We start from the raw sequence: 21,969 nt of genomic DNA, 5'->3' as shown, positions 1-21,969 counted from the left end.
TAAAAAGCCAGGCTCGATTGGCGCAAGCGGCACAGTGCGGCGTAAAGTATTTCTTCGTTAGGCGCCATTAGCTCAGTTGGTTAGAGCAACTGACTCTTAATCAGTGGGTCCGGGGTTCGAGTCCCTGATGGCGCACGACACGGAAGCCCCCGCTCGGAAGAGCGGGGGCTTCTTCATTGTTAACGGCAGCCATCCCATCGAAAATGATAGAGATCGGCACACCGAAGTATTCCGCCACCGGTGCCACCTCAGCCGCCTTCCAAGGTGAGTCGCCGCGCAACTTCATAAACACAGAGTTCTGCCCGATGCCAAGCACATCTGCTAGGTCGGCGTTCCTCATGCCGTGGAGTGCTACCAGTGCGCGAGTGGCCGCAGAAATTCGTTCGTCTACCGTTTGCTTTATGATTCCTACCTGATTCAGTGTCAACATACCCTCAGGGTGGGCGCTAACTGCATCGTTACCAATTTGTATTTAAGATGGTGCGAGATTACTAAAAATAGTAGTCCGTTGTCCTTATGACTACTAGTGCTCGAATTGCAGACATCCTGCTCACACAAAAGGGCTACCCCGGACTTTATGACTGGGCAATGGACCAAAGGCGTTCCGTTCGGCCTGCGACCTGGGACGAAGTCGCATTGTCCTTACGAGCCGCGACTGACGAAAAAATTAACGTTCGCGGCCAAATGCTTCGCCGATGGGGTGAAGCTGCCGAGCAAGCGCGTGAGTCCGACGAGGGCTCGGCGCAGTAGGCGGTAGCGCGATGACTGACCAAGCGAGGTTTCGGGGAATCTTGGGCGGGCTAGCCGAAGACGGCTGGCACGGCGAAGCAGGTCCTGAGTTCGTGGAGCTCATCGGTGAAGTGCTTTCAGCTAAGTCTTCGACGCTCGAATGCAGTGGGGACTGCGTGAGCGAAGCGGTCTTGGTTGTGGCTGGCTGCGGTGGCGGTGATTTAGGGGTTTTCGCGGCGCGGTTGCTGGCGATGGATAACCCTCTCGGTTACGTGATTACGAGTGTCGCGACGAATCTTGATCGGGCTGCGGTTGAGGACGTGATGGGGGTTGGGTCTCGTCAGGTGGGGCCTGGAGTTGAGGCGGTGACACGGTTTTCGGAGCTGTCGCGTGCTGATGACGGCGACGGTTTTGACCATGTGCTGATGCAGGATGCGTGGGCTCGTGGTGTCGCGGGTGGCTCGGTTGCCACGTTTCAGTGGTGCTCATGGGCATCTGGGGGCGTGGGGATGCGGCGCGGAGTTCTTCGGCTTCGGCTTTCGTGGTGCCGGACTTGTTGCCGGCCTCGGCCTCGGCCTGGCGGACCCAGTTCGTCAGGCAGGAGAAGCTGGTGCCGAAGTCCTCGGCGATGTCCTTCAGGTGGGTGCCGTGCTCACGGTTCAGGGCGACACGGACGACGTCATCGCGGCCAGGTTAGTCGGGAAATAGCCTCGGCGGTATGCGCCTCCACAAAGGGCTATCGCCGCCCGACTACACACCTCGTTTGTTCACGAAATCCAAACCGATCTCCGAGAGCAACACGTTTGACCAACTCCCCATGCTTGGTCCTTAGAACTGGCCCGGAGTTCAGAGGAAGCTCACTTGAGATCTTGACCACACTAGAGTCGGCTGCTAGTTTGACTCAGGGGTGACCAACCGGTGCCTTCCGAAAAAGCCACAGGAGTACAGTAATGACGCAGGACTCACTGGACTATTAATGACGCAGGACTCACTGGACTATTCGGAAACCTACATCGCCTTTGATTCAGGGTGCGGGGAATGTAGCGCCATCTCTCACTCACTGGAGCAGGAAACCAACGGCAAACTCCTCGCACGACCTCTTTCCGACCCAGAGGTCGAACAGATCCGCATCAACCGCTTCGGCCCAAACCCGCCACACATCCCCGTGGCGATCACGTTCAATCGTACTACCCCAAAGGTATACTCAGGCCCGCGGCTTGTTGCTCTCATGGCCCGCCGCTTTGGCCCGACTACGTCCCTTCTGGCCCGAATTATCGGAGTTCACCGCAATAATGAACATCTAGCATTTACTACTCCTCATGCGGAGCGACGGTTCTTCAGTAGGCGCGCCGCGCTTCAAAGCGCAGCCGGGCTCGCGGCCGTCGCTACCATTGCAACCATCCATACACGGGTTGGCTCAGGGGTGGCGCATGCCCTCGAGCCGAAGCCGCTAAAGTCCAAGACTAGTGGTCTCGACCAGCCCAGCATCGACGAGCTGATGCAAGAGCTTTCGGAAGATAGCAACACAAGAGCTGCCCTCGCCGCACTTGACCTCGACCTGGCAACGAGTCTCCCGCGGAGCACAGCCATCGCTCAGAAGGGATTACGTGGTAAGGAGGCCACCGAGGCCGGGCAGCGTCCCGATGCGCCCGAAGCAATGCAATCGGAGTTCGCCCGGACAAGCTTCAGCGACGGCTCCCACCGGTCCGTCGCAGCCCTCCAGCTTCCCGACTCTCGGTTCCTCGTTTATACAAAAGAGACCGCCGAAGACGGCTCCACCGGAGTCGGCGTCGAAATATATAGGTATGACCAGGAAAAAGACGCTCTCTCCCTTTCAGCCGCAAGTGTCAATGGTCGCGCGGAAAAGCCAATCCCAGCTGCCCAATTAGCTGCCACGTACGATGCTCACACAGCGAGAGCATCAAAGAAAGATCCCTGTGGCGGTTGCGCGAAGACGAACTATCAGGTGAGTGGATCCTGCCAGTCAAAGAACGTCATGCAGTGTCTGGAGCGAGCAGCAGGATGCGCTACATGCGCGGCACCATGCGCCTCATCTCCCACCGGCGCCGGTATCGCCCTCTGCCTAGCGTGCGCCTTCGCTTCATGCGGTCCCGCGTTGCGAGCATGCTGTTCAAAGTTTGGCGCCCCCAATGTCTGCGTTCCGTGCATGCGCCTTCCCTAACACGACGGCCCGAGAGATAGGAACCGCCATGATGAAAGACCGGTTAATCGGTGCGCTATTCGGCATATGCTTAGGCGTATCGAGTTCCATCGCAGTAAGTGATGCCTTCACTCAACAGACGCATGCTATTTGGTCCAGCATTGGGGCACTCGCAGTCCTTGTCGCGACCGGGGGCTTCGTGTTCAAGGCACGCAGTGCACACTCACAGCCGTCGCCGCCACGAGAGGCAGAACGCGGACCGAACCGCAGCACGCGCACTGCGGCAGAGCCCAACCGGGTCGACTCCTAGGGCCTCGGGCGGCTGAAAACGCCCCCGCGGCGGGTGCGCTGCCGATGCGATCACATTCGGCAGCGCACCCATCAACAGGCAGATGTAGCCGACGCACGAGCACCTCCCAACAACGTATGCACCAGGCTCTTCCTCGGCGCAGGAGTCTAAGCGCGATTTGAAAAGCAATCAGGAGGGACTGCTGCGCGGAAAGGTGACATCTGATCTGGCTTGCCCGCAGGGCGGCCTGGAACGATGTGCCCTATGCCCGCTCCCTACCCTCGAGAGTTCCGCGATGACGTCGTACGGGTGGCCCGGTCCCGTGAGGACGGCGTCACGCTCGCGCAGATCGCGAAGGACTTCGGAATCCACGAGATGGCGCTCCATAAATGGATCCGCCAGGCCGATATCGATGACGGCAACCGCCGACCCCGCTCACACGAACACCATGGGTGCGGGTGGCCAAGTGTTCCTTCCTGGCTCACCCGTGCCCATCCCCGGCAACGCCGCCCACGGTGACCAGTTCATTCAAGTCTTGAGGCTGTTCGCTCTCGGATGCATATTGACTATCGTTACGTCATTACCGATAATCGTTACATGTCACGATTGGTTGGCCGCGCCAGTGAAGGCGCACTCATAGCACTGCTCCTAGGCTGCCTCCTGCTCCAGATCCTTCTTCCCGAGCTAACCGAGGCCTTCGGAGGGGCGTACGCGGAGACCGCGCCTCTCACTCTTCCCTACGCGCTTGCGGGAATAGCAGTTCTCTTCTGCCTCGAGTGCGTGCTTGTCATTACTTTTTTCCTCGTGCGGGAACTGCGCACAAAGCAGCTACTCCCGCTACGAACTCCGAACTTGCTGCTGGGTATAGCTGTCCTTTTTTGCGGAGTATTCGGAATTCCAGCTCTAGTGCTGCTTCATCTTCTTGCGGTCGTGCAGGTAGGCGGGCCAGGGATTGTTCTACTTCTGGCAGCGAATGTCATTGTTGGTGTAGCGTCGGTCTGCTTTACTCTCGCCCTGAGGTCCTCCGCACGGTCCTATCTTGTTATGCAAACTGACATGCAAGGTTTAGTCTGATGGCCATCAGAGTCGATTTAGACATTTTGCTAGTCCAGAGGAAAATGACGGTTAAGCAATTGTCGGAGCGTGTAGATATTTCTCCGACAAATCTAAGTGTCCTAAAAAATGGTCGTGCTCGGGCCATTAGGTTCTCCACGTTGGCGGCTCTGTGTCAGGCGCTCGAGTGCGAGCCCGGAGACATCTTGCGCTTTGACCCAGAGCCGCCAACGAATTGAACTGTCTTTACGCAGCTCCTAGGACCTTCCGATATGTGGATTGACCCGCGTTGTGCTGTAGTGTCATTTGGTTTTTGGTGCAACCGGATGCAAAGTGCCCCAAATATTATGTGAAACGACCGGTTCTGGTCTCCAGTCGCCTATGCCGCGGTGAGCACTTGCGTTTGAGCATGATTGTTTCCCTGCGCGTTTATTTCCGCGCGCATGCCAAAACTGCCCCTTGGGAACGCGGCGCGCATACCCCTACCCGCAGCGCTTGCCCTGACAAAGGTGCGGAAACGTGCGACCTGCATAGAACTCACGTCGATCGTAGGCCGACTGCGTTGACATCCACTCAGTGGTTACGAATGCCACCAACGAGCGTCTTGCTCAACGTCGATTCCTTCAGCGAGAAGTCGTGAAGTCAGCTCATTAAACTTGTTATCGAGTTTGGCGGCTGTTGAAGGTGATGGTCGGACGAGACCAGTCTCATCCGCATACGCTTCGCACATCTCTTCGGCCCACTGCGCGAGAGCATTGGCGAGATCGGGAGATATTTGGGAGCGGATGTCTGGATACGGATCGCTGCCGGTCGTGCTGCTAAATATCGGCCAGCTCGTGTAGTCCCAACCAAAGGTGATGCGTTCCATCTTGGTGCATTTTAGCAGCACTGCGGGCAGGCGGAATGGAAGTGATGATTTTCTTGGTCTTTTGAGAGGTCGCAACAGACTCTTCCGCGATTATTGCGGCTGCGCAGCTGCGGCCGCGGCTGAAGAGCTCACCCATAACGTCGTGTTCGGCTGCGGTGTACGGGTTCTGCGCGATGGAGGAGGGCTCAGGGAGCCCTTTTAGCTCGGCAATTCGGTCACCTTCGACCTCGTCATGATCCGTGATGATGAAGGAGCGGAAAACATGGGGGTCCTCCTCGATGTAGGGGAGAGAGCGGCTCCTCGACTCGTCCGGCCCGCGACCGCTTTGTTGACGCCATCGAAGGGGCTTCGGCTCCGCCAGTGCGCGTCGATCCCGCTCGCGAAGGATATGCACACGGCCAATTACACGGAGAAAAACGACTCGGGTGGGAGAACACCTTAATCAGTGGGTCCGGGGTTCGAATCCCTGATGGCGCACGACACGGAAACCCCCGCTCGGAAGAGCGGGGGTTTTGTCGTTCCCTCCCGCATGCGCGCTAAACTGGTGGCGCATGTTCCGGGAACTCGGTGCAATTCCGAACTGGCGGTGAAAGCCCGCTAACCCGGGCGCGTTTCACTCCGTGGGGCGAGCCTTGGGCCTGACCGGTGGAATTCCGGTGCCGACAGTACAGTCTGGATGGGAGGTTCATGCGGGCGAAGCATGCCGCTTTTACGCGCCGTGCTCTCGCAGTTTTCCCTTCTCCCGGACCATCGATCGAGATGAGCGATGCGGGAGGCGAGGACCATGGGCATGAATCAGCCCCCTCACGACGCCGCGCGCGAAAGCGCCCTGCTTGAGGGGTGTGAGCGCGCGCTTGAACAGGCGCGCCGCGGACCCCTCGGTGCCAATCCGCGCGTTGGCGCAGCGCTCCTAAGTCCCTCCGGGGAGCTCCTTGTCACAGGTTTTCACCGAGGAGCGAGAACCCCGCATGCCGAAGCAGATGCCCTCTTAGCCGCCCGGGAACGTGGCCTCGATGTGCACGGTGCGACCTGCATCGTGACTCTTGAACCGTGCGCCCACGCCGGCCGTACGCCCTCGTGCGCGCGCACTCTCGTCGACGCCGGCATCGGCCGCGTTCTCTACGCCGTTCGCGACCCGCACGACGTCGCCGCGAACGGTAGTGCCATTCTTCGTAGCGCCGGCATCGACACCCGTCTGTGGAGTGACGCGCTGCCGGCTAGCGTCGGAGGGGGCCTCACTGCCCGCGCAACGGAACTGAACCGCCGCTGGTTCCAGGCGACGCGTGAGTCGCGTCCGTTCGTCACCGCAAAGATCGCGCACACCCTCGATGGATACGTAGCAGCGGTCGATGGCACGAACGCGTGGATTACCGGAGAGGACGCCCGTGTAGAGGGACACGCGCTCAGGAGCACCGTGGATGCGATCGCCGTGGGCACGGGAACCGCGCGCGCCGATGACCCCGCGCTCACGGCACGCGACGCGCACGGCCGCCTCGGCGCTCGTCAACCGCGCCGCGTGGTGATCGGTGAAAGCCCGCTCGAGCCACACTCGTGGCTCGCGAAAGCCGCACAGGGCCCTGAACACGCACGCCCCCTTCTTTACCGCACGCACGATATTCGCGGCGTACTCGAAAATCTCCGTGCCGACCACGGAGTTGAGCACCTCCTTATCGAAGGCGGTCCGCGCCTCATATCCGCGGCGCTCAAGCTCGACCTCGTCGACGACCTCTGGATCCATCAGGCTCCGACCATGCTCGGCGCGGGCACGCCCTCCGTCGCGGGCCTCGGTATCGGAACCCTCAAGAACCGGCTCGACTTCGACATCGTTCCCGAATCACTCCATGTGAGCGGTTCAGATCTTCTCTTCCACGCGATCCCGCGTGCGCGGCAGCAAACTCCCACGAAAGGTGAGTGAACAATGTTTACAGGAATTATCAGCGCGAAGGGCACCGTGACGGGGCTTGAGAAAGGGGCGGACGACGCGGCGCGCCTCACCCTCGCGGCACCGGCACCTCTGCTCGACGGCCTCGCGCTCGGCGGATCTCTCGCCGTGAACGGCGTGTGCCTGACGGCGATTGAAACGCCCGAAACCCAGGGCGAGGAGGCTCGCTTCACCGCGATCGCCATGGGGGAGACCCTCGCGCGCACGAGCCTCGGCGACCTCGCCGTCGGAAGCCGCGTGAATCTCGAGCGCTGCACCGAGGTCGGCGCCCGCCTCGACGGCCACATCGTGCAGGGGCACGTCGACGGCGTGGGAGCCGTTGCCCGCATTGACGATGAGGGGACGTGGCGCCGCATGCGCATCGAGATCCCCGACAACCTTGAAGAGCAGGTCGCCGAAAAGGGCTCGATCACCCTCGATGGTGTTTCGCTCACCGTCACGGCCGTGAATACGCCGGGGGAGAGCCCCGCGTTCGTCGAGGTGGCCCTCATCCCCGAGACGCTCGAGGCTACGACGCTCGGCGAGGCAACCGTCGGAACCCGAGTGAACGTCGAGACCGACGTAATCGCCAAATACACGGCGCGTCTAGTAGCCGTGCGCGCCGCTCGCAAGGAGTGCACGAAATGAGCTTTGCGATTGACCTGACTCCTATGGACGAGGCGCTCGCCCTGCTGGCGCGCGGAGAGATCCTCGTGGTGCTCGACGACGAGAACCGTGAAAACGAAGGCGATCTCATCATGGCCGCCGAGCTCGCGAGCCCCGAGAAGGTCGGTTTCTTTGTGCGGCACAGTTCCGGGTACCTGTGTGCGCCCATGACCGCTGAGCGCGCCGCTGCCCTTGAGCTTCCGCTCATGGTTCCGAACAGTGAGGATCCGCTGCGCACCGCCTACACGATTAGCTGCGATGCGCGCGCGGTTGAAGCGACGGGTATTTCCGCGGTGGATCGGGCGATCACTGCGCGTACGCTCGCGACCGCAAGCGCGGCAGACCTCATTCGCCCAGGTCACGTCCTTCCCCTCATCGCGAAGGACGGCGGCGTGCGCGAGCGCCCCGGCCACACCGAGGCCGCTGTTGAACTCACGCGGCTTGCGGGCCTGAGGCCCGTGGGGCTCATCGGCGAGGTTGTGTATGACGACGGATCGATGATGCACGCGGAAGCCCTCGCGGCGTTCGCTCGCGAGCACGGGCTGGGCATCATCACGATTGAGCAGCTCACGGCGTATCTTGAGGATCGCGACGCCCGCGAGGCAGCCCAGTGAGCGAGGTGCGCGTTTGCGGCACTGAGCCGATTCAGATGCCAACGCCTCTCGGCACGTTTGAGGTGCGTGCGTGGCGCGGTCGCGATGCGGAACACGTGAGTCTGCTCGCGCGTGGCGCCGCTTGGCCGGGGGAGGGGTCCGACGCTTCCCAGCCTCCTCTCGTGCGCGTGCACTCCGAATGTGCGACGGGCGATATTTTCGGCTCGTACCGGTGCGATTGCGGCGAGCAGCTGGAAAAAGCGCTCGAGACGATCCAGCGCGAAGGCGGGGCCGTGATCTACATGCGCGGCCACGAAGGGCGAGGCATCGGTTTATTCGAGAAGATTCGCGCCTACCACCTTCAGGATCTCGGTGACGACACGGTCGAGGCGAATGTCCACCTAGGCCTGCCCGTCGACGCGCGCCGCTACGACGATGCGGCGGACATTCTTCGCGCCCTGGGCATGGGGCGCGTGCGTCTCATGACGAATAACCCCGAAAAGGACGGCGCGCTTGCGGGCCTCGGCATCGACGTTGCCGAGATCGTGCCGAGCGTCATCGCACCGCGCGTGGCAAATAGGCGCTACCTTGAAACCAAACGCGAGAAGATGGCGCATCGCCTCGCCCCCTCGCACGACTAACCCCACGACATCGAAGGAGAACCCTATGGCTGGATACGGCACCCCCTCCGCGGCGCTTGGCACGCATGATGCCGGCCCGGCGACGATCGGTATCGCGGCGGCGAGCTGGCACGCGGACATCATGGATGGCTTGCTCGACGGTGCCAGGCGCGCGGCCGCCGATGCGGGCTGCACGGTGACGGAAGTTCGTGTGCCCGGCTCGTTCGAGCTCCCGGTTGCCGCGCAAGCGCTTGCGCGCACGTGCGATGTCGTGGTTGCGCTCGGCGTCGTGATTCGCGGCGAGACCCCGCATTTCGAGTACATTTCCGGCGCGACGACGGAGGCTCTCGCACGCGTCGCCCTCGATGAGTCCACCCCCGTGGGCAATGGCGTGCTCACGGTCAATACCCGCGAACAGGCCGTTGACCGTTCGGGTGTGGAAGGCGCGAGCGAGGACGCTGGCTATGCCGCGGCCGAGGCGGCTATCCGCACGTTCCGCGCCCTCGCCCCGCTTTCTGACATGCGGTGAGATTCACATCCCTTTCTCCTGCAAGGATTCGCGAAGTCCCGGGGTGGCCGGGTAAAGTATTTATCCGTTGCGGGAGACCCCGCACAATGGTGGTCGTAGCTCAGTTGGTAGAGCTCCTGGTTGTGGTCCAGGCGGTCGCGGGTTCAAATCCCGTCGATCACCCCGCTAAAGAGCCCCTCGAGCGAGGGGCTCTTTCCTTTAAGCGCGCAAAACCGGCACTCGCGAAATGAGGACACATGAGCGACACAAAGGCCCTCGTGGGAGAGGGCGCTGCCTCGAGCGTTGTGCTCGCCGACAACCTCGAGGTACTCCGCACTCTCCCGGACGAGTCGATCCAGCTCATCTACATCGACCCGCCGTTCAACACGGGCAGGCGCCAACAGCGCCAGTCCCTCCAGACTGTGCGCGCAGTCGACGGCACCGAGGGCTCGCGAGTCGGTTTCAAAGGGCGCAGTTACACGAGCATCAAGGGCGCCCTTTACGGTTACGACGACGCGTTCGAGGACTACTGGGAGTTCCTCGAACCGAGGCTCATCGAGGCACATCGCGTGCTCGCCCAGTCGGGAACGCTCTACCTCCACCTCGACTATCGCGAGGCGCACTATGCGAAGGTTCTCCTCGATGCGCTCTTTGGCCGCGAGTCGTTTCTCAACGAGATCATCTGGGCGTACGACTACGGAGCGCGTACGAAAAAGCGATGGCCCGCGAAGCACGACACGATCCTCGTGTACGTCAAGGACCCAAAAAGCTATTTCTTCAACTCGGAGGACGTCGATCGCGAGCCCTACATGGCGCCCGGCCTCGTCACGAAAGAAAAAGCTGAGCGGGGAAAACTTCCCACCGACGTGTGGTGGCACACGATCGTGTCACCCACGGGGCGCGAAAAGACCGGCTACGCGACCCAAAAGCCCGAGGGGATTCTCAGGCGAATCGTGCAAGCGAGCAGTCGCGAGGGCGACTGGGTGCTCGATTTCTTTGCCGGCTCGGGTACGACCGCTTCGGTCGCGCACAAACTGGGCCGACGGTTCCTTGCGATCGACTCGAACCCGCAAGCCTTCGACGTGATGCAGCGAAGGCTCGCGGGGTCGAACGCGCGGTTTATCGAGAGCGAGCTTCCGTAGCGACGGCGTGAGCGAGAGGCGGCCATGCGGGCAGGCGCGGAATAAGCGTGACCTGGTAGGCGTGGTAAATGTCTGGCTGGCCCTTCCAGGTCGTTTCGCTGATCTCGCCCGTGGCGGTGAGCTCGTGGACCCAGCTGCCGAGCCTGCCGGGAACGATGGTTGTCGTCTTCGCCCACTGCCACCAGGACTCATAGCGTTCTTCCCAGACGGCATCGCCGTTCGTGCGGAACAGCACAGCGGCCGCACCGATGGCCTCAGCGACGACCCAGTGCATGCGTTCGTGCACGACGGGTGAGCCATCCCAGTCCACCGTGTACGGGAAGCCGCCGTCACCGTCGATGCCCCACGTCTCACATGCCTTCTCGGCGAGGGCGAGCGCGCCGTCGCGCAAAGCTGAGGCGCGTTCCTGAGCCCGGGTGGCGTCGGAAAACTGCCCCTCGAAACCGGCCGCGGTGTGCAGGGCGAGGCGCGCCCATTCAAACGAATGGCCGATCGTTGCACCATAGGGGCGGAACGGGTGGGCGGGCTCCTCCCGGTTGTAGTCGGGGCGGGGCTCCCACGCGGTCGTGAAGTGCTCGGGCAGGAACCAGCCGTTGCCCTTCGCGAACGCGAGCGCGCGCTCGACGATGACCGCGGCGCGCTCGAAAAGCTCGAGGCGGCCGGTCGCTGCCGAGGCTGCGAGGAGTCCCTCGACACTGTGCATATTCGCGTTGATCCCGCGGTAGTCCTCACAGTTCGAGAAATCGCGCGAGTAGGTGTCGGCAAACATCCCGTGTTCGGATTCGAAAAAGCGTGCATGCGCCTCGAGCGCGGTTTCAAGGAGTTCGCCCGCGCCAGGGATCTTTGCCTCGACGAGACTCGAAGCGGCGAGTACCACGAACGCGTGGGCGTAGGCCTGCTTTGAATCATCGACCGGCTCACCCGTTTCACGGGCGATGATCGAGTAGAAACCGCCGTGTTCGTCATCGTGGAACGCGCCCGAAAGCGCCGAGAGGCCGTGAGCTGCGAGTTCGGCATAATCGCGAGAGGACTCGGTGCCGCGGATGCTCGCGAGAGCGAAACAATGCGTCATGCGGCAATTGATCCACAGTTCGAGGTCGTGATCCGGATCGAGAGTGCCGCTTGAGTCGAGCCATCCAAAGCCATGCTCCGTGCGCGAAGCCGCGCCCCACTCAAGTAGATCCGTCCCCACCTCCTCAAGCCACGCGGCATGCGCGGGGTCGGTCTTCGTTTCTTCGAGAAGGAGGGGTGTCGTCATTGTCAAAACTCCTGTGTGGTGTGAGAGTGCGGGAAGAGTCTACTGAGGCGTGATCTCGAACTTCTTCGAGGCTGCTCGGGCCTCGTCGCTCGTGGGGCCGGGCTCCTTCACGAAGAGCACTTCGCGGTAGTACTTGAGCTCCTGAATCGACTCGCGAATGTCGGCGAGCGCGCGGTGGCCGCCGTGTTTCTCCGGCGTATTGAAGAACACGCGGGGGAACCAGCGCTTGGCGAGTTCCTTGAGGCTTGAGACGTCGATCGTGCGGTAGCTCATGAACTCGGCGAATTTCGGAAGATCGCGCTCGATAAACGCGCGGTCGGTGCCCACCGAATTGCCCGCGAGAGGCGCCTTGCCGGGCTCGGGGCAATGCTCCTTGACATAGGCGAGGCACGCCTCCTCGGCTTCGACGAGGGTGATGCCACCGTCGAGCTCCTCGAGCAGACCCGAAGTCGTGTGCATGTTCCGCACGAAATCATCCATCGACTCGAGCGCGCCTGCCGGGGGTTTGATGACGACATCCACCCCTTCGCCGAGGATTTCGAGGTCCCCGTCGGTCACGAGAACGGCGACTTCGATAAGAGCATCGTTTGTCTTATCGAGGCCCGTCATCTCGCAATCCACCCAGATGATGCGGTCGTTACCTGGTTTCGTCGTTGTAGAACTCACGCCTCTATCGTAAACCCGAGTTCACACTGAACACCCAATGGGACTCGATAGGGTTTCACCTGTGCGTATGTGCTTTGCGCATGCCCCGCACGTCAGCGTCGAAGAAAGGTGGCCACCATGGCTGAATACACTCTTCCCGATCTCGGATACGACTACGCCGCTCTCGAGCCCTCGATCTCGGGCCGCATCATGGAGCTGCATCACGATAAGCACCACCAGACGTACGTCAACGGCGCGAACCAGGCGCTCGAACAGCTCGCGGAAGCTCGCGACAAGAACGACTTCGGCACGATCAACCAGCTTCAGAAGAACCTCGCGTTCAACCTCGCCGGCCACGTGAACCACACGATCTTCTGGGAGAACCTTTCGCCCGAAGGCGGTGACAAGCCCGAGGGTGAGCTCGCTCAGGCAGTCGAAGAGTTCTTCGGTTCGTTTGATGGCCTGCGCGCCCAGTTCACCGCTGCCGCGCTCGGCATTCAGGGCTCCGGCTGGGCAATCCTCGCATGGGATTCGCTCGGCGAGAAGCTCATCATCGAGCAGTTCTACGACCACCAGGGCAACCTTGCAGCGGCAACCGTGCCGCTGCTCCTCCTCGACATGTGGGAGCACGCTTTCTACCTCGACTACCAGAACGTCAAGGCTGACTACGTGAAGGCATTCTGGAACATCGTCGACTGGGCCGATGTCGCTGAGCGCTTCTCGCGCGCGACCTCCCAGACGAAGGGCCTCATCACCCCGGTGGCCTGAGCATCTCAGTCATGTGGGTGGGGCGTCGCGACGGCGGCGCCCCACCTTTGTGCTTTCGCGCGCTATGCCCCATCGGCAGCAGGCACCAACACGCCACAATCATTCTTTCGCCGCCACTCTTCTCGCGTTGGTGGTGCGGTAGGGATCGGAAGATCGCTGTTGTTACGGTGGAGTCATGACCGAAATCGAATCTCAAGACCCGCCCACCTTCGAAAGCGAGCACACGAAACCGGCAGGGAAACCGGGCCTTTTTAACGGCTCCACGCGCCACGGGCTGCTGGGGGATCTTTCCCTTCGGCATCCGTGGGACATCCCGCTGTTTGCCGTGGGAGTTCTCATCACGTGCCTTCTCTTCGTCGCGTGGGTCGGTGCCGTCGTGTTCATCATTTACATGGCGGCGACGGGAAAGTGGTCGAGCATCCAGCCCGCCTTCGAGGGGGAGTCGGCAGACGGCGGGCTCTCGAACCCCTACAGCCCCATCTCCATCGGGATCCAGCTGTTCGTTGCCTTCATGTTGATCCCATGGGTGCTATGGATCGCCCGCGCGCTCATGTACGCGCAGCTTCGAGCCTCCGGCGTGCGCATGAGCCCCACGCAGTTCCCCGAGGGATACCGGATGGTCGCCGAAGCTGCCGAACAGTTCGGAATGCGCCGCGTACCCGACGCCTACGTCCTCTCCGGCAACGGCATGATCAACGCCTTTGCCGCCGGCCACGGTTATAGGCGCTTCGTGTGTGTCTATTCCGACCTCTTCGAAGTGGGCGGCAAAGTCCGCGACCCCGAGGCCCTTCGCTTTGTGATCGCGCACGAGGTTGGCCACCACGCTGCCGGCCACACCTCGTATTTCCGCCTGCTGTTTTCGAACTTCATGATGCGCATTCCGATCCTCGGCAAGGCCCTGTCTCGTGCCCAGGAGTACACGGCCGACAATTACGGCTACGCCCACGTGCCCGCGGGGGCACCCGGAACGATGGCCCTTCTCTCGGGAGGAAAGTACCTCAACGCGCACGTCAACGTGCATGAGCTCGCCGATCGCGCCGCAACCGAAAAAGGCCTGTGGATCCACCTCGTCAACCTCTCGGTGACCCACCCGGTCATCACGTGGCGCGCCCACGCTCTACGAGATCGCTCCAAGCCCGGGCGGATGTGGCTGCGTCCCAAGAATCGAATCTTCGAGCCCTACCTTCCCGCCGGCTCCACCTTCAGCGGCAAGTACCCGACCCCCGAGGAGGCGCTCGCACTCCTTGACCGGGCCCGGGCAGAGGGGCATGTGATCGGGGAGGAACAGTTTGGTCGCTTCCCCTTCGGTCAGTCCTACCCCGAGCCGCAGCAGATGCGTCCGCTACAGGTGCGGCAACCGTCGGCCGAAGCGGCTAACCCTCTCGTATCCCGCAAGCCGGGAGCCCACTGATCCGCACGGATCACAAAGCGAAAGCGTTTGTGCACCTGATTCGGTAGCCCGGATGGAGTAGGCCGAATCTCAGTGGATTTTGTGGGTCCGGAATCCTCTAGATCTAGCGGGACCTAGACTGCAAGGAGCCGAGTAGAAAAGCATTGTAAATTTCGAGATTACGAACTAAGAAGAGCGCTACGTGAGATGGTTGGAATCTGAATGCGAGAACTTGCTGCGTCTGATAAGCGCCAAAAAAACTTGGAGCAACGGCTCTATTTCGAGCGTATTAAGGCTCCGAATGGAGAACGTTGACAAATTCTTTCGCTGCCACGCTGAGTTTTACGAGCTAAAGAAGCTTTTCGTTGCTAGCTATACGCGGAAGGCGCAACCTACGACTAGAGACCACCGCATCTGAGCGGCTCTTTCCCTCCGATGACGAGCTAAGCCTCATGAGCATAGTCGCGCCGTAGTGTTAGGACGTAACTGTGCGTCCTGACAGATGAAATCGGCATAGATAGCCCTCAGGAACTCAAGTAGGACATCTCAACAACGATGAGGTCTTGCTTTGAGAACATGTCTCTGCTCAAGGATAAAGCAGACCTAGTCGTTAGCGACTTGCGTGTCAAAGTTCCGAGGGCTTACTAATGGATACCCAGTTCGCTGTTGATAGCAATGTCCAGTTGCTTATCCCCAAAGAAAATTCCTCCGTGGACGGAATGACCATCGTAGATAGGCAGAAGGTATCCACCGGGCGCTGTTTGTCATCCGAGACACTGGGTGGGTTAGCTTCCTGGGTGTAGGTGCAATCTGAGAATCCAACCGGATGTCCAAAAGCCAACTGTGATACGTGTGTTGAGCGTGATAGTCGTGACACGGAGATTGAGTGCATAACCGGGGTAGACAGCCAAGGTTGCTCAAGTTACAGGACTATTTGTCACAATGGAGAGATAGTAGTTCGATGGTCTATGTTCATCGTCGCGTGTATCAACAGAGTCATGTTTTCTGGCGGCGCTGTTAACGCGACAATGTCGATGAGTTGCTGGAGCGGATATAGGCCTGACCTGTCGAAGATCCGAAAATCAGAGAATAAGCGTGGTGTCCACGTTATGTGGGGTTGGATTGATGTAAAATGTTTTTAACTGAGTGCTAATGAAAGCGCCATCGATGTTTATCGATAGTTAATTTCCAGAGTCCATTCGACATGACTCAATCTCGAAAATTCGGAAGTTGAACGAAATGCTTTGGTCCATCCTCTCAAGTCTCCTAGTCTCGGCGGCAGTCGCTTGGCTTACGTCGGTCCTCGCTTTTAGGCGCTGGCGAAAGGAGCGCATCGCATCATCTCGTGACGTTGCCTATGAGAATCTTTGTATGGCTTCGTACCGTTTTGTGCGGACGATGAGAGATAGCAACATAAAAGAGCTCGATGGAGAACCAGCTGACATTGAATCTCTAGATCGAACCTATTCGGAGCTCAATGATTGCATGTTCATGCTAAGTAAAGTCGCTTTAGAGGAGTCTTTTATGCGCATCAGTCGGGCATATGGTCGGATGGTTGACGCTGCGCAAGCGGTTGATCTTACAGATCCTGCTTTGCAGACGACAGGAACTGAGCTGGGGCGAATGGCACAGGAAGCCATGAATGACTTCGTAGAGGTCGTTTCGGAAGAGATGCGCAACAATCTCGAGTTTTGATCGTCTCTGCGACTCCTTCGCCAGCATCATTGGTGTGTTCTTGATAGCCTTTAGTTGCATTTGCCATTCATGAATTATTAGAGGTTTGTATGCCTAGTCGCATAGAACAAGGCTTTTCTGGTATTTCGATCTCCTCGTGTTTACGACTTGTTTTCGACTGAGCATGCCACGGCCATGTCGGGAGAGTGTTGTCGTAGTGATTTGCTCATGTAATAGATCTAGTTAGGTGTCGTTTGTTATCGAATTTATCGATTTTTGTCAACCTTGCCTGCGTGCTGAAGCCCTTGATCTCTCGAGGCGCATTACTTCTATTGTGAGTTATGTGGCGATTGGTTATCCATTTGTTGCCAATGTCCGAGATTGTATATTCATGTGTATTTCGACTTTGGATCTAGATCTTCATCCGTGAGTCAGTTGCTCTAGTTGTGGCCCGTAAGAATTGCGTGGCCGCTCGTAGTACTGACGATACTATGCATGACGTCGTGGCCTGCGCACTTGATAAATGCGCTGCTTCACCCGTGGCCTTGCAAGGAGTCTGACCGTGTTTTAGTCATATCTACTGAGGGGGCAACTTTTCATCTTTCTTTATGGTGACGTTCAGTGTGCCCTTGATCTCGCTCGTGATGGCAATGGGGTGCGTTTCTACATCTCGCACCGGAGGCTCGCTTTGGGGTCAGAGTTTCGCGGCCACCATTGCAGACTCTGTGTGCCTCATAGTTTTTAGGTCGGGTCTTGCAATTTGTTGGCCAGTGCGCGTACCAAGTTTGATGATTGTGAATTTGATTCTTGTCAGCGTGGGAATGTCGGCAAAAATGCGTTCTGCCTAATTTGGTCACGCTCTACAAGATAGTTAATGCCAGCCTCACCGTGAGCCTCAATTCCATGAAAATTGTCGACATGCTGAATGTTGACCAATATTTTTTGCATTCAGGCGCTGCTACTTGAGTCGGTTTAATGAGGTGAAGGAAATTCCGCGCCCCCAGCAGGACTCGAACCTGCAACCTACGGATTAGAAGGCCGTTGCTCTATCCATTGAGCTATGGAGGCATGCCGCGTGGGCGGATCCAGTGTACCGGGATAGGGCTCCGGGGCCGAATGAGCGGTGGCGCAGGCCGCACAGCCTCGATGTATCCACAAGCAGGGGAGGGGAGCTTTTGTGTGGGCGCCGTGCTCGGCATTCTCGTGAGTGAGCGCCGCACCGGGCGGCGACCGATCCCAGGGGGAACTTCAATGAACGCAATCGTCACAACCATCCAGGGCAACGCGACCGCGGATGCCACAATCTTCAAGTTTGACGGCGGCGGCTGCCGCACGTCCGTGACCGTCGCCGTCAATGATCGGTACTACGACGTGCAGGCGAAGGAATGGAAGGAACGTAAGCCTGAATACGTGCGCGTGCAGGTGCGGCGCGAATCGCTTGCGAACAACGTTGTGCTATCGGTGAAGCGTGGCCAGCCACTCCTGTGCACGGGCCGTCTCGTGACGCAGACGTGGGAGGACCGCGACGGCAACACTCGCACGGAGCTTCTCATGCACGCCGATCACGTCGCTATCGACCTCACCTACGGAACCGCGCAGTACGCGAAAAGTGCGCCGTCGTGGGTGGATGAGAACACCGGTGAGGTTCGCACCACTTCACCCGATGCCGAAGATGAGGCTGCTGAGGCCGGGGAGAATGAAACGGTGCATGCTCGACTGGAGAGCCATGCAGGCGTTGAGGGGGAACTCAGTGAGAGCGATCTCGAGGCGCTCACCGAGGTGGAGGAACCCAGCTACGCCTGAACGTGGAGTGGAGCGTCGGCTTCCGCACGTGCGCTTATGGGGGGTGCGGGGTCCGACGCTTGCTCGCTTCGCGCGTTTACTCGGTTTGCGCTGCGGCGCGAGCATTCGGTGAGTCAATGCCGAGGCTCGCGCAGAGTGCCGCGACGAGTTCGGGGATCAGGTCGCGGCCAACGCGGAGATCCTCGCCTTCACGTGCGACCGCGCTGAACGTTTCGCCCGTGTTCAAGGCGCCCGCGGCGACGAACACGGGGGCGGGAGATGCGCCGGGCGCGCCATCGATCGCGCCGCGGATGCGGGCTTGAATGTAGCCGCCCGCGCAGCCTTCGGGCCAGAGCGCGTGTTCGAGTTCGTCGGCGACATCGCCATGCTGTGTTCCGGTCTCGATGCTCGTGAGATGGTGGGGGTCGCCGCTGGCGAGGTCGAGCGTTTCTTGCGGGAGAAGGCGAGAAAGCTCGGGGCGTTCCTCGAGAAGAGCTTCGGTGCTGAAGAGGGCGAAGCGCGCGATGTGTTCGGGTCCCGGGGAATCCTGTTCGCGCGTGTGGCGAACGAGCTCGAGTACCGCGGCCGCGAGGGCCCCTTCGGTTTCGCTCAAGTTGAGGTCTCGCGTTTCTGAATGCACAGCGCTTGCTCCTTACTGCGACAATAGTGGCACTTGCCTCTAGGCGGGGTGAGTACTCCTCCCACGATAGTTCCCCACGATGTGAGCCGAGGTCGCCGTTGAGTTTTACGAATCCTTTTGCCGGTGCTGCCCAGCCAGGTCCAAGGCCCGCGGGTTCTGCGAGTAAGAAGGGCGCGAAGAAAGTTTCGCCGCTCACGATCACACTCGTCGTTATCGTTGCGCTGATCGTGGCGTTTGCATGGTTCGCTGAGGTTGCGACGAGCTACATGTGGTTCGACCAGCTCGGCTTCAACGACTTCCTCGTGAAGAAGTGGGTCACGGAGGGGATCTTGTTCCTCGTGGGGCTCGTGGCCGTTGCCGCCCCGATTTTCGTATGCCTGTGGGTGAGCCACAAGTACAGGCCGCAGATCGTGCCCGTCACCCGTGAAGACATCGCGATCGCGGGGTTCCGCGACGCGGTCGAGCCGCTTCGCAAGCTCATCACGATTGCTGCCCCGGTGATTCTCGGGATTTTTGGTGGACTCACCCTTACGCGGCAGTGGCAAGAGATCTTGCTCATGCTCAACCAGGAGCCGTTTGGGAAAACCGATCCGGTTTTCCATAAAGACATTGCGTTTTACGTGTTCACCCTTCCCGTGATCGAGACGGCGCTCGGGCTCGTCAACTTCGTGATTCTCGCGAGCGCGTTCGCCGCTGTCCTCGGGCACTTCATCTACGGCGGCATCGAGTGGGATCAGAAAAAGGGCCTCAAACTTACTCGCGCAGCGCGCACGCACGTGGGTATCATCGCGATGGCGTACATGCTTGTGCTTGCGGCCCAGCACTGGTTCGAACGGTATGCGGCCCTCACTGCCTCGCACGAGAAGTTTGATGGCGCGGCATACACCGACGTCCACGCACTGATCCCGGGGAAAACGATTCTCGCGATTTCGGCGATTATCGTCGCGCTCCTTCTGCTCGCGTGGATCCTCAAGGGCAACTGGAAACTTCCCGCTGCCGCGGCGGGCCTCATCGTGCTTTCGACGGTCGCGGTGGGAATGGTCTACCCCTACCTCATCCAGACCTTCAAGGTGGAGCCGAACGAGCGCAATCTCGAAAAGCCGTTCATCGAAGAGAACATGGCTGCCACGCGAGCAGCGTATGGTCTCGAAGACGTCAACGAGGTTTCCTATCGTGCAAAGTCGACGGCAACGTCGGGTCAGCTGCGCGAGGATGCCGCGACGACGGCGCAGATCCGACTTCTTGATCCCGCGGTGGTGTCGCCAACATTCGGCCAGCGCGAGGCGAATCGACGCTACTGGGGCTTCGAAGAGACACTGAGCGTGGACCGCTACGACATCGACGGACAGAAACAAGACACCGTGATCGGCGTGCGCGAGCTACGGCCCGACAAGCTTGAGCTCTCCTCGCAGTCGTGGGTGAATCAGCACGTCGTGTACACCCACGGATTCGGGGTTGCTGCGGCCTACGGTAATCAGCGGCGCACCGATGGTGAGCCCGCCTTCTATCAGTCCGGTGTTCCCGGCTCGGGCAAGCTTGGCGACTTCCAAGAGCGCGTGTACTTCGGGCGGCATTCGCCGAGCTACTCGATCGTCGGTGCCCCCGAAGGCGCCGATCCTCAGGAGTTCGACTACCAGTCCGGAACAGATGGCGATGATCAGGGCAGCCAGGTCTCGAACACCTACACCGGTAACGGTGGCCCGAGTGTCGGCAACTTCTTTAACCGAATGCTGTTTGCCATTAAGTTCCGCGAGTTCAACATCCTGATCTCGAGCTACGTGAACGAGAAGTCGCAGATCCTCTACGATCGTGACCCGCAGCAGCGCGTGAAAACAGTTGCGCCGTTCCTGTCGCTCGACACCGAGATGTACCCGGCAGTCGTGGACGGCAAGCTCAAGTGGGTCATCGATGCCTACACGACGAGCGATCGCTACCCGTACGCACAGGCCACCAATTTCGATGCGGTCGTGACCGACTCGAAGGTCAACGGCGCCGATACGGCCGGTCTTCGTGAGCGGCGCGTGAATTACATGCGTAACTCGGTGAAGGCCACAGTCGACGCCTTCGATGGCAGCGTGACCCTGTATGCCTGGGACACGGAAGACCCCATCCTCAAGGCGTGGGAGAAGTCCTTCCCGGAGTCCGTCAAGCCCTCGAGCGACATCTCCGGTGAACTCATGAGCCACCTTCGCTACCCGGCAGATTACTTCAAGGTGCAGCGCTCGATTCTCGGTAAGTACCACATCGACAAAGCCGAGGATTTTTACGTGGGTCAGGACTTCTGGCAGACCACCCCGGACCCCACCCAGGCGCGCGATAGCGAAAGTGGCTCGGCACCGCTTCAAGCCCCGCACTACCTCACGATGCAGATGCCCGACGAGAGCGCGCCACAGTTCACGCTCTCCTCGAGCTATATCCCCGAATCCGGCCAGGATGTTCTCACGGGCCTGCTCGCTGTCAATTCCGAGACGGGGACGGAGGCGGGCAATCCCGCGAAGGACTACGGCAAGCTCACGCTCCTCGTGCTCCCGAGCTCGAACCCGGTGAGTGCCCCGCGCCAGGTGCAAAACACGTTCAACTCCAACCCGCAGGTCTCGAATGAGCTGAACCTCTTGCGGCAAGGCAACTCGAAGGTCATCAACGGCAACCTGCTTACGCTCCCCGTTGGCGGCGGTCTGCTGTATGTCCAACCGGTGTACGTCATGAGCTCGAGTGCAGGTGGCGGCACCTCGTATCCGCTGCTGCGCAAGGTGCTCGTGAGTTTCGGTGACAAGGTGGGCTACGCTGACACGCTCGACGAGGCGCTCGATGCCGTCTTTGGCGGCGATTCGGGCGCGAGTGCAGGCGACGCCGAGGTCCCCACGACGGGCGAGGCTAAAGCCGTCGAAGACGCGGTCTCGGATCCGGCTAAGGGCGGCAACGACGGAAAACCGTCACCATCGCCAAGCCCTGAGCCGAGCCCCAGTCCGAGCGATGCCCCGGCATCACCGGCGCCGGCTGAAGGCTCGGGTGACCCGAAGGCAGATCTTGACGCTGCGCTCAAGGATCTGGATGCCGCATGGAAGGACGCCGAGACTGCGCGTGCTCAGGGTGATTGGGCGAAATACGGCGAGGCGCAGAAGCGGCTGAAAGACGCCATTGAGCGCGCCGATGCGGCAAACGCCCAGCTCTCCAATGGCGGGAATTAGAGAGGAAACGGGAGTGTAAACGGGGCGTGAACGTGAACTACGAAACGTTTGCGCGCTCAAAACTAGACTCCGCG

At 60.2% G+C, this 21,969-nt stretch carries 19 protein-coding genes and 3 tRNA genes; 16 read left to right on the top strand and 6 right to left on the bottom strand.

Annotated features, from left to right (window positions below; genetic code table 11):
- Positions 1–61 precede the first annotated feature (61 nt).
- Positions 62–135: transfer RNA gene (locus HMPREF3157_RS09515), tRNA-Lys, on the top strand.
- On the opposite strand, the gene HMPREF3157_RS10960 is transcribed toward HMPREF3157_RS09515, so the two are convergent.
- The gene (locus HMPREF3157_RS10960; RefSeq protein ID WP_168161706.1) at positions 101–340 is read right to left on the bottom strand and encodes a helix-turn-helix domain-containing protein; all 240 of its coding nucleotides are present in this window, start codon (positions 338–340) and stop codon (positions 101–103) included. The two genes, HMPREF3157_RS09515 and HMPREF3157_RS10960, sit on opposite strands and share 35 nt — an antisense overlap.
- Positions 341–1,185: 845 nt before the next feature.
- Between HMPREF3157_RS10960 and HMPREF3157_RS09510 the strand changes: the two genes are divergently transcribed.
- The 3 genes from HMPREF3157_RS09510 (at position 1,186) to HMPREF3157_RS09495 (ending at position 4,471) form a co-directional block, all read left to right on the top strand.
- A complete protein-coding gene (locus HMPREF3157_RS09510) occupies positions 1,186–1,437 on the top strand; it encodes a hypothetical protein (RefSeq protein WP_126846445.1) in 252 nt (83 codons plus the stop codon).
- Between the two features lie 2,006 nt (positions 1,438–3,443).
- Positions 3,444–3,698 (top strand): transposase, encoded by a 255-nt coding sequence (locus HMPREF3157_RS10870; RefSeq protein WP_197736232.1) that lies wholly within the window; start codon positions 3,444–3,446, stop codon positions 3,696–3,698.
- A gap of 554 nt (positions 3,699–4,252) precedes the next feature.
- Positions 4,253–4,471, top strand: a complete 219-nt coding sequence (locus HMPREF3157_RS09495; RefSeq protein ID WP_070436207.1) for a helix-turn-helix domain-containing protein — start codon at positions 4,253–4,255, stop codon at positions 4,469–4,471.
- Positions 4,472–4,812: 341 nt separating this feature from the next.
- On the opposite strand, the gene HMPREF3157_RS09490 is transcribed toward HMPREF3157_RS09495, so the two are convergent.
- Positions 4,813–5,100: a hypothetical protein gene (locus tag HMPREF3157_RS09490; protein ID WP_070436206.1), complete on the bottom strand. Its 288-nt coding sequence runs from the start codon at positions 5,098–5,100 to the stop codon at positions 4,813–4,815.
- Positions 5,101–5,890: 790 nt separating this feature from the next.
- Here HMPREF3157_RS09490 and ribD point away from each other — a divergent pair.
- The 7 genes from ribD (at position 5,891) to HMPREF3157_RS09450 (ending at position 10,550) form a co-directional block, all read left to right on the top strand.
- Positions 5,891–7,015, top strand: coding sequence for a bifunctional diaminohydroxyphosphoribosylaminopyrimidine deaminase/5-amino-6-(5-phosphoribosylamino)uracil reductase RibD (gene ribD, locus HMPREF3157_RS09480; RefSeq protein WP_070436291.1), 1,125 nt, complete (start codon positions 5,891–5,893; stop codon positions 7,013–7,015).
- Positions 7,016–7,018: 3 nt separating this feature from the next.
- Positions 7,019–7,669: a riboflavin synthase gene (locus tag HMPREF3157_RS09475; RefSeq protein ID WP_070436204.1), complete on the top strand. Its 651-nt coding sequence runs from the start codon at positions 7,019–7,021 to the stop codon at positions 7,667–7,669.
- Positions 7,666–8,301: a 3,4-dihydroxy-2-butanone-4-phosphate synthase gene (gene ribB / locus HMPREF3157_RS10580; RefSeq protein ID WP_016664928.1), complete on the top strand. Its 636-nt coding sequence runs from the start codon at positions 7,666–7,668 to the stop codon at positions 8,299–8,301. Before HMPREF3157_RS09475 ends, ribB begins: the two co-directional genes overlap by 4 nt.
- Positions 8,298–8,921 (top strand): GTP cyclohydrolase II, encoded by a 624-nt coding sequence (locus HMPREF3157_RS10575; protein WP_016664927.1) that lies wholly within the window; start codon positions 8,298–8,300, stop codon positions 8,919–8,921. The genes ribB and HMPREF3157_RS10575 overlap by 4 nt, the downstream gene beginning before the upstream one ends.
- 25 nt (positions 8,922–8,946) lie before the next feature.
- A complete protein-coding gene (gene ribH, locus HMPREF3157_RS09460) occupies positions 8,947–9,429 on the top strand; it encodes a 6,7-dimethyl-8-ribityllumazine synthase (RefSeq protein ID WP_016664926.1) in 483 nt (160 codons plus the stop codon).
- Positions 9,430–9,518: 89 nt separating this feature from the next.
- Positions 9,519–9,591, top strand: a tRNA-His gene (locus tag HMPREF3157_RS09455).
- Positions 9,592–9,665: 74 nt separating this feature from the next.
- Positions 9,666–10,550, top strand: a complete 885-nt coding sequence (locus tag HMPREF3157_RS09450; protein ID WP_016664925.1) for a DNA-methyltransferase — start codon at positions 9,666–9,668, stop codon at positions 10,548–10,550.
- Here the strand turns inward: HMPREF3157_RS09450 and HMPREF3157_RS09445 are convergent.
- Both HMPREF3157_RS09445 and orn read right to left on the bottom strand, forming a co-directional pair.
- Positions 10,528–11,808, bottom strand: a complete 1,281-nt coding sequence (locus HMPREF3157_RS09445) for an AGE family epimerase/isomerase (protein WP_070436203.1) — start codon at positions 11,806–11,808, stop codon at positions 10,528–10,530. The genes HMPREF3157_RS09450 and HMPREF3157_RS09445 overlap by 23 nt on opposite strands.
- A 39-nt stretch (positions 11,809–11,847) precedes the next feature.
- Positions 11,848–12,474 (bottom strand): oligoribonuclease, encoded by a 627-nt coding sequence (gene orn / locus HMPREF3157_RS09440; protein ID WP_256365837.1) that lies wholly within the window; start codon positions 12,472–12,474, stop codon positions 11,848–11,850.
- Positions 12,475–12,591: 117 nt separating this feature from the next.
- Between orn and HMPREF3157_RS09435 the strand changes: the two genes are divergently transcribed.
- The 3 genes from HMPREF3157_RS09435 (at position 12,592) to HMPREF3157_RS09425 (ending at position 16,306) form a co-directional block, all read left to right on the top strand.
- Positions 12,592–13,221, top strand: a complete 630-nt coding sequence (locus tag HMPREF3157_RS09435; RefSeq protein WP_016664922.1) for a superoxide dismutase — start codon at positions 12,592–12,594, stop codon at positions 13,219–13,221.
- A 175-nt stretch (positions 13,222–13,396) separates the two neighbouring features.
- On the top strand, positions 13,397–14,632 hold the full coding sequence (locus tag HMPREF3157_RS09430) for a M48 family metallopeptidase (protein WP_016664921.1): 1,236 nt from the start codon (positions 13,397–13,399) through the stop codon (positions 14,630–14,632).
- A gap of 1,350 nt (positions 14,633–15,982) precedes the next feature.
- The gene (locus tag HMPREF3157_RS09425) at positions 15,983–16,306 is read left to right on the top strand and encodes a hypothetical protein (RefSeq protein WP_070436201.1); all 324 of its coding nucleotides are present in this window, start codon (positions 15,983–15,985) and stop codon (positions 16,304–16,306) included.
- A gap of 974 nt (positions 16,307–17,280) precedes the next feature.
- Here the strand turns inward: HMPREF3157_RS09425 and HMPREF3157_RS09420 are convergent.
- Positions 17,281–17,353, bottom strand: a tRNA-Arg gene (locus tag HMPREF3157_RS09420).
- 183 nt (positions 17,354–17,536) lie between these two features.
- Here HMPREF3157_RS09420 and HMPREF3157_RS09415 point away from each other — a divergent pair.
- Positions 17,537–18,088: a single-stranded DNA-binding protein gene (locus HMPREF3157_RS09415; RefSeq protein WP_016664849.1), complete on the top strand. Its 552-nt coding sequence runs from the start codon at positions 17,537–17,539 to the stop codon at positions 18,086–18,088.
- 76 nt (positions 18,089–18,164) lie between these two features.
- On the opposite strand, the gene HMPREF3157_RS09410 is transcribed toward HMPREF3157_RS09415, so the two are convergent.
- Entirely contained in the window at positions 18,165–18,707 is a 543-nt protein-coding gene (locus tag HMPREF3157_RS09410; protein WP_034373700.1) for a hypothetical protein, read from the bottom strand.
- A 98-nt stretch (positions 18,708–18,805) separates the two neighbouring features.
- On the opposite strand from HMPREF3157_RS09410, the gene HMPREF3157_RS09405 reads away from it, so the two are divergent.
- Positions 18,806–21,895 (top strand): UPF0182 family membrane protein, encoded by a 3,090-nt coding sequence (locus HMPREF3157_RS09405; protein WP_034373697.1) that lies wholly within the window; start codon positions 18,806–18,808, stop codon positions 21,893–21,895.
- Positions 21,896–21,969: the final 74 nt, after the last annotated feature.

Origin of the sequence: Dermabacter sp. HMSC06F07 (assembly GCF_001807345.1) — a bacterium.
GTDB classification, from domain to species: Bacteria; Actinomycetota; Actinomycetes; order Actinomycetales; family Dermabacteraceae; genus Dermabacter; species Dermabacter hominis.
This window is presented reverse-complemented; position numbering and strand designations above follow the sequence as displayed.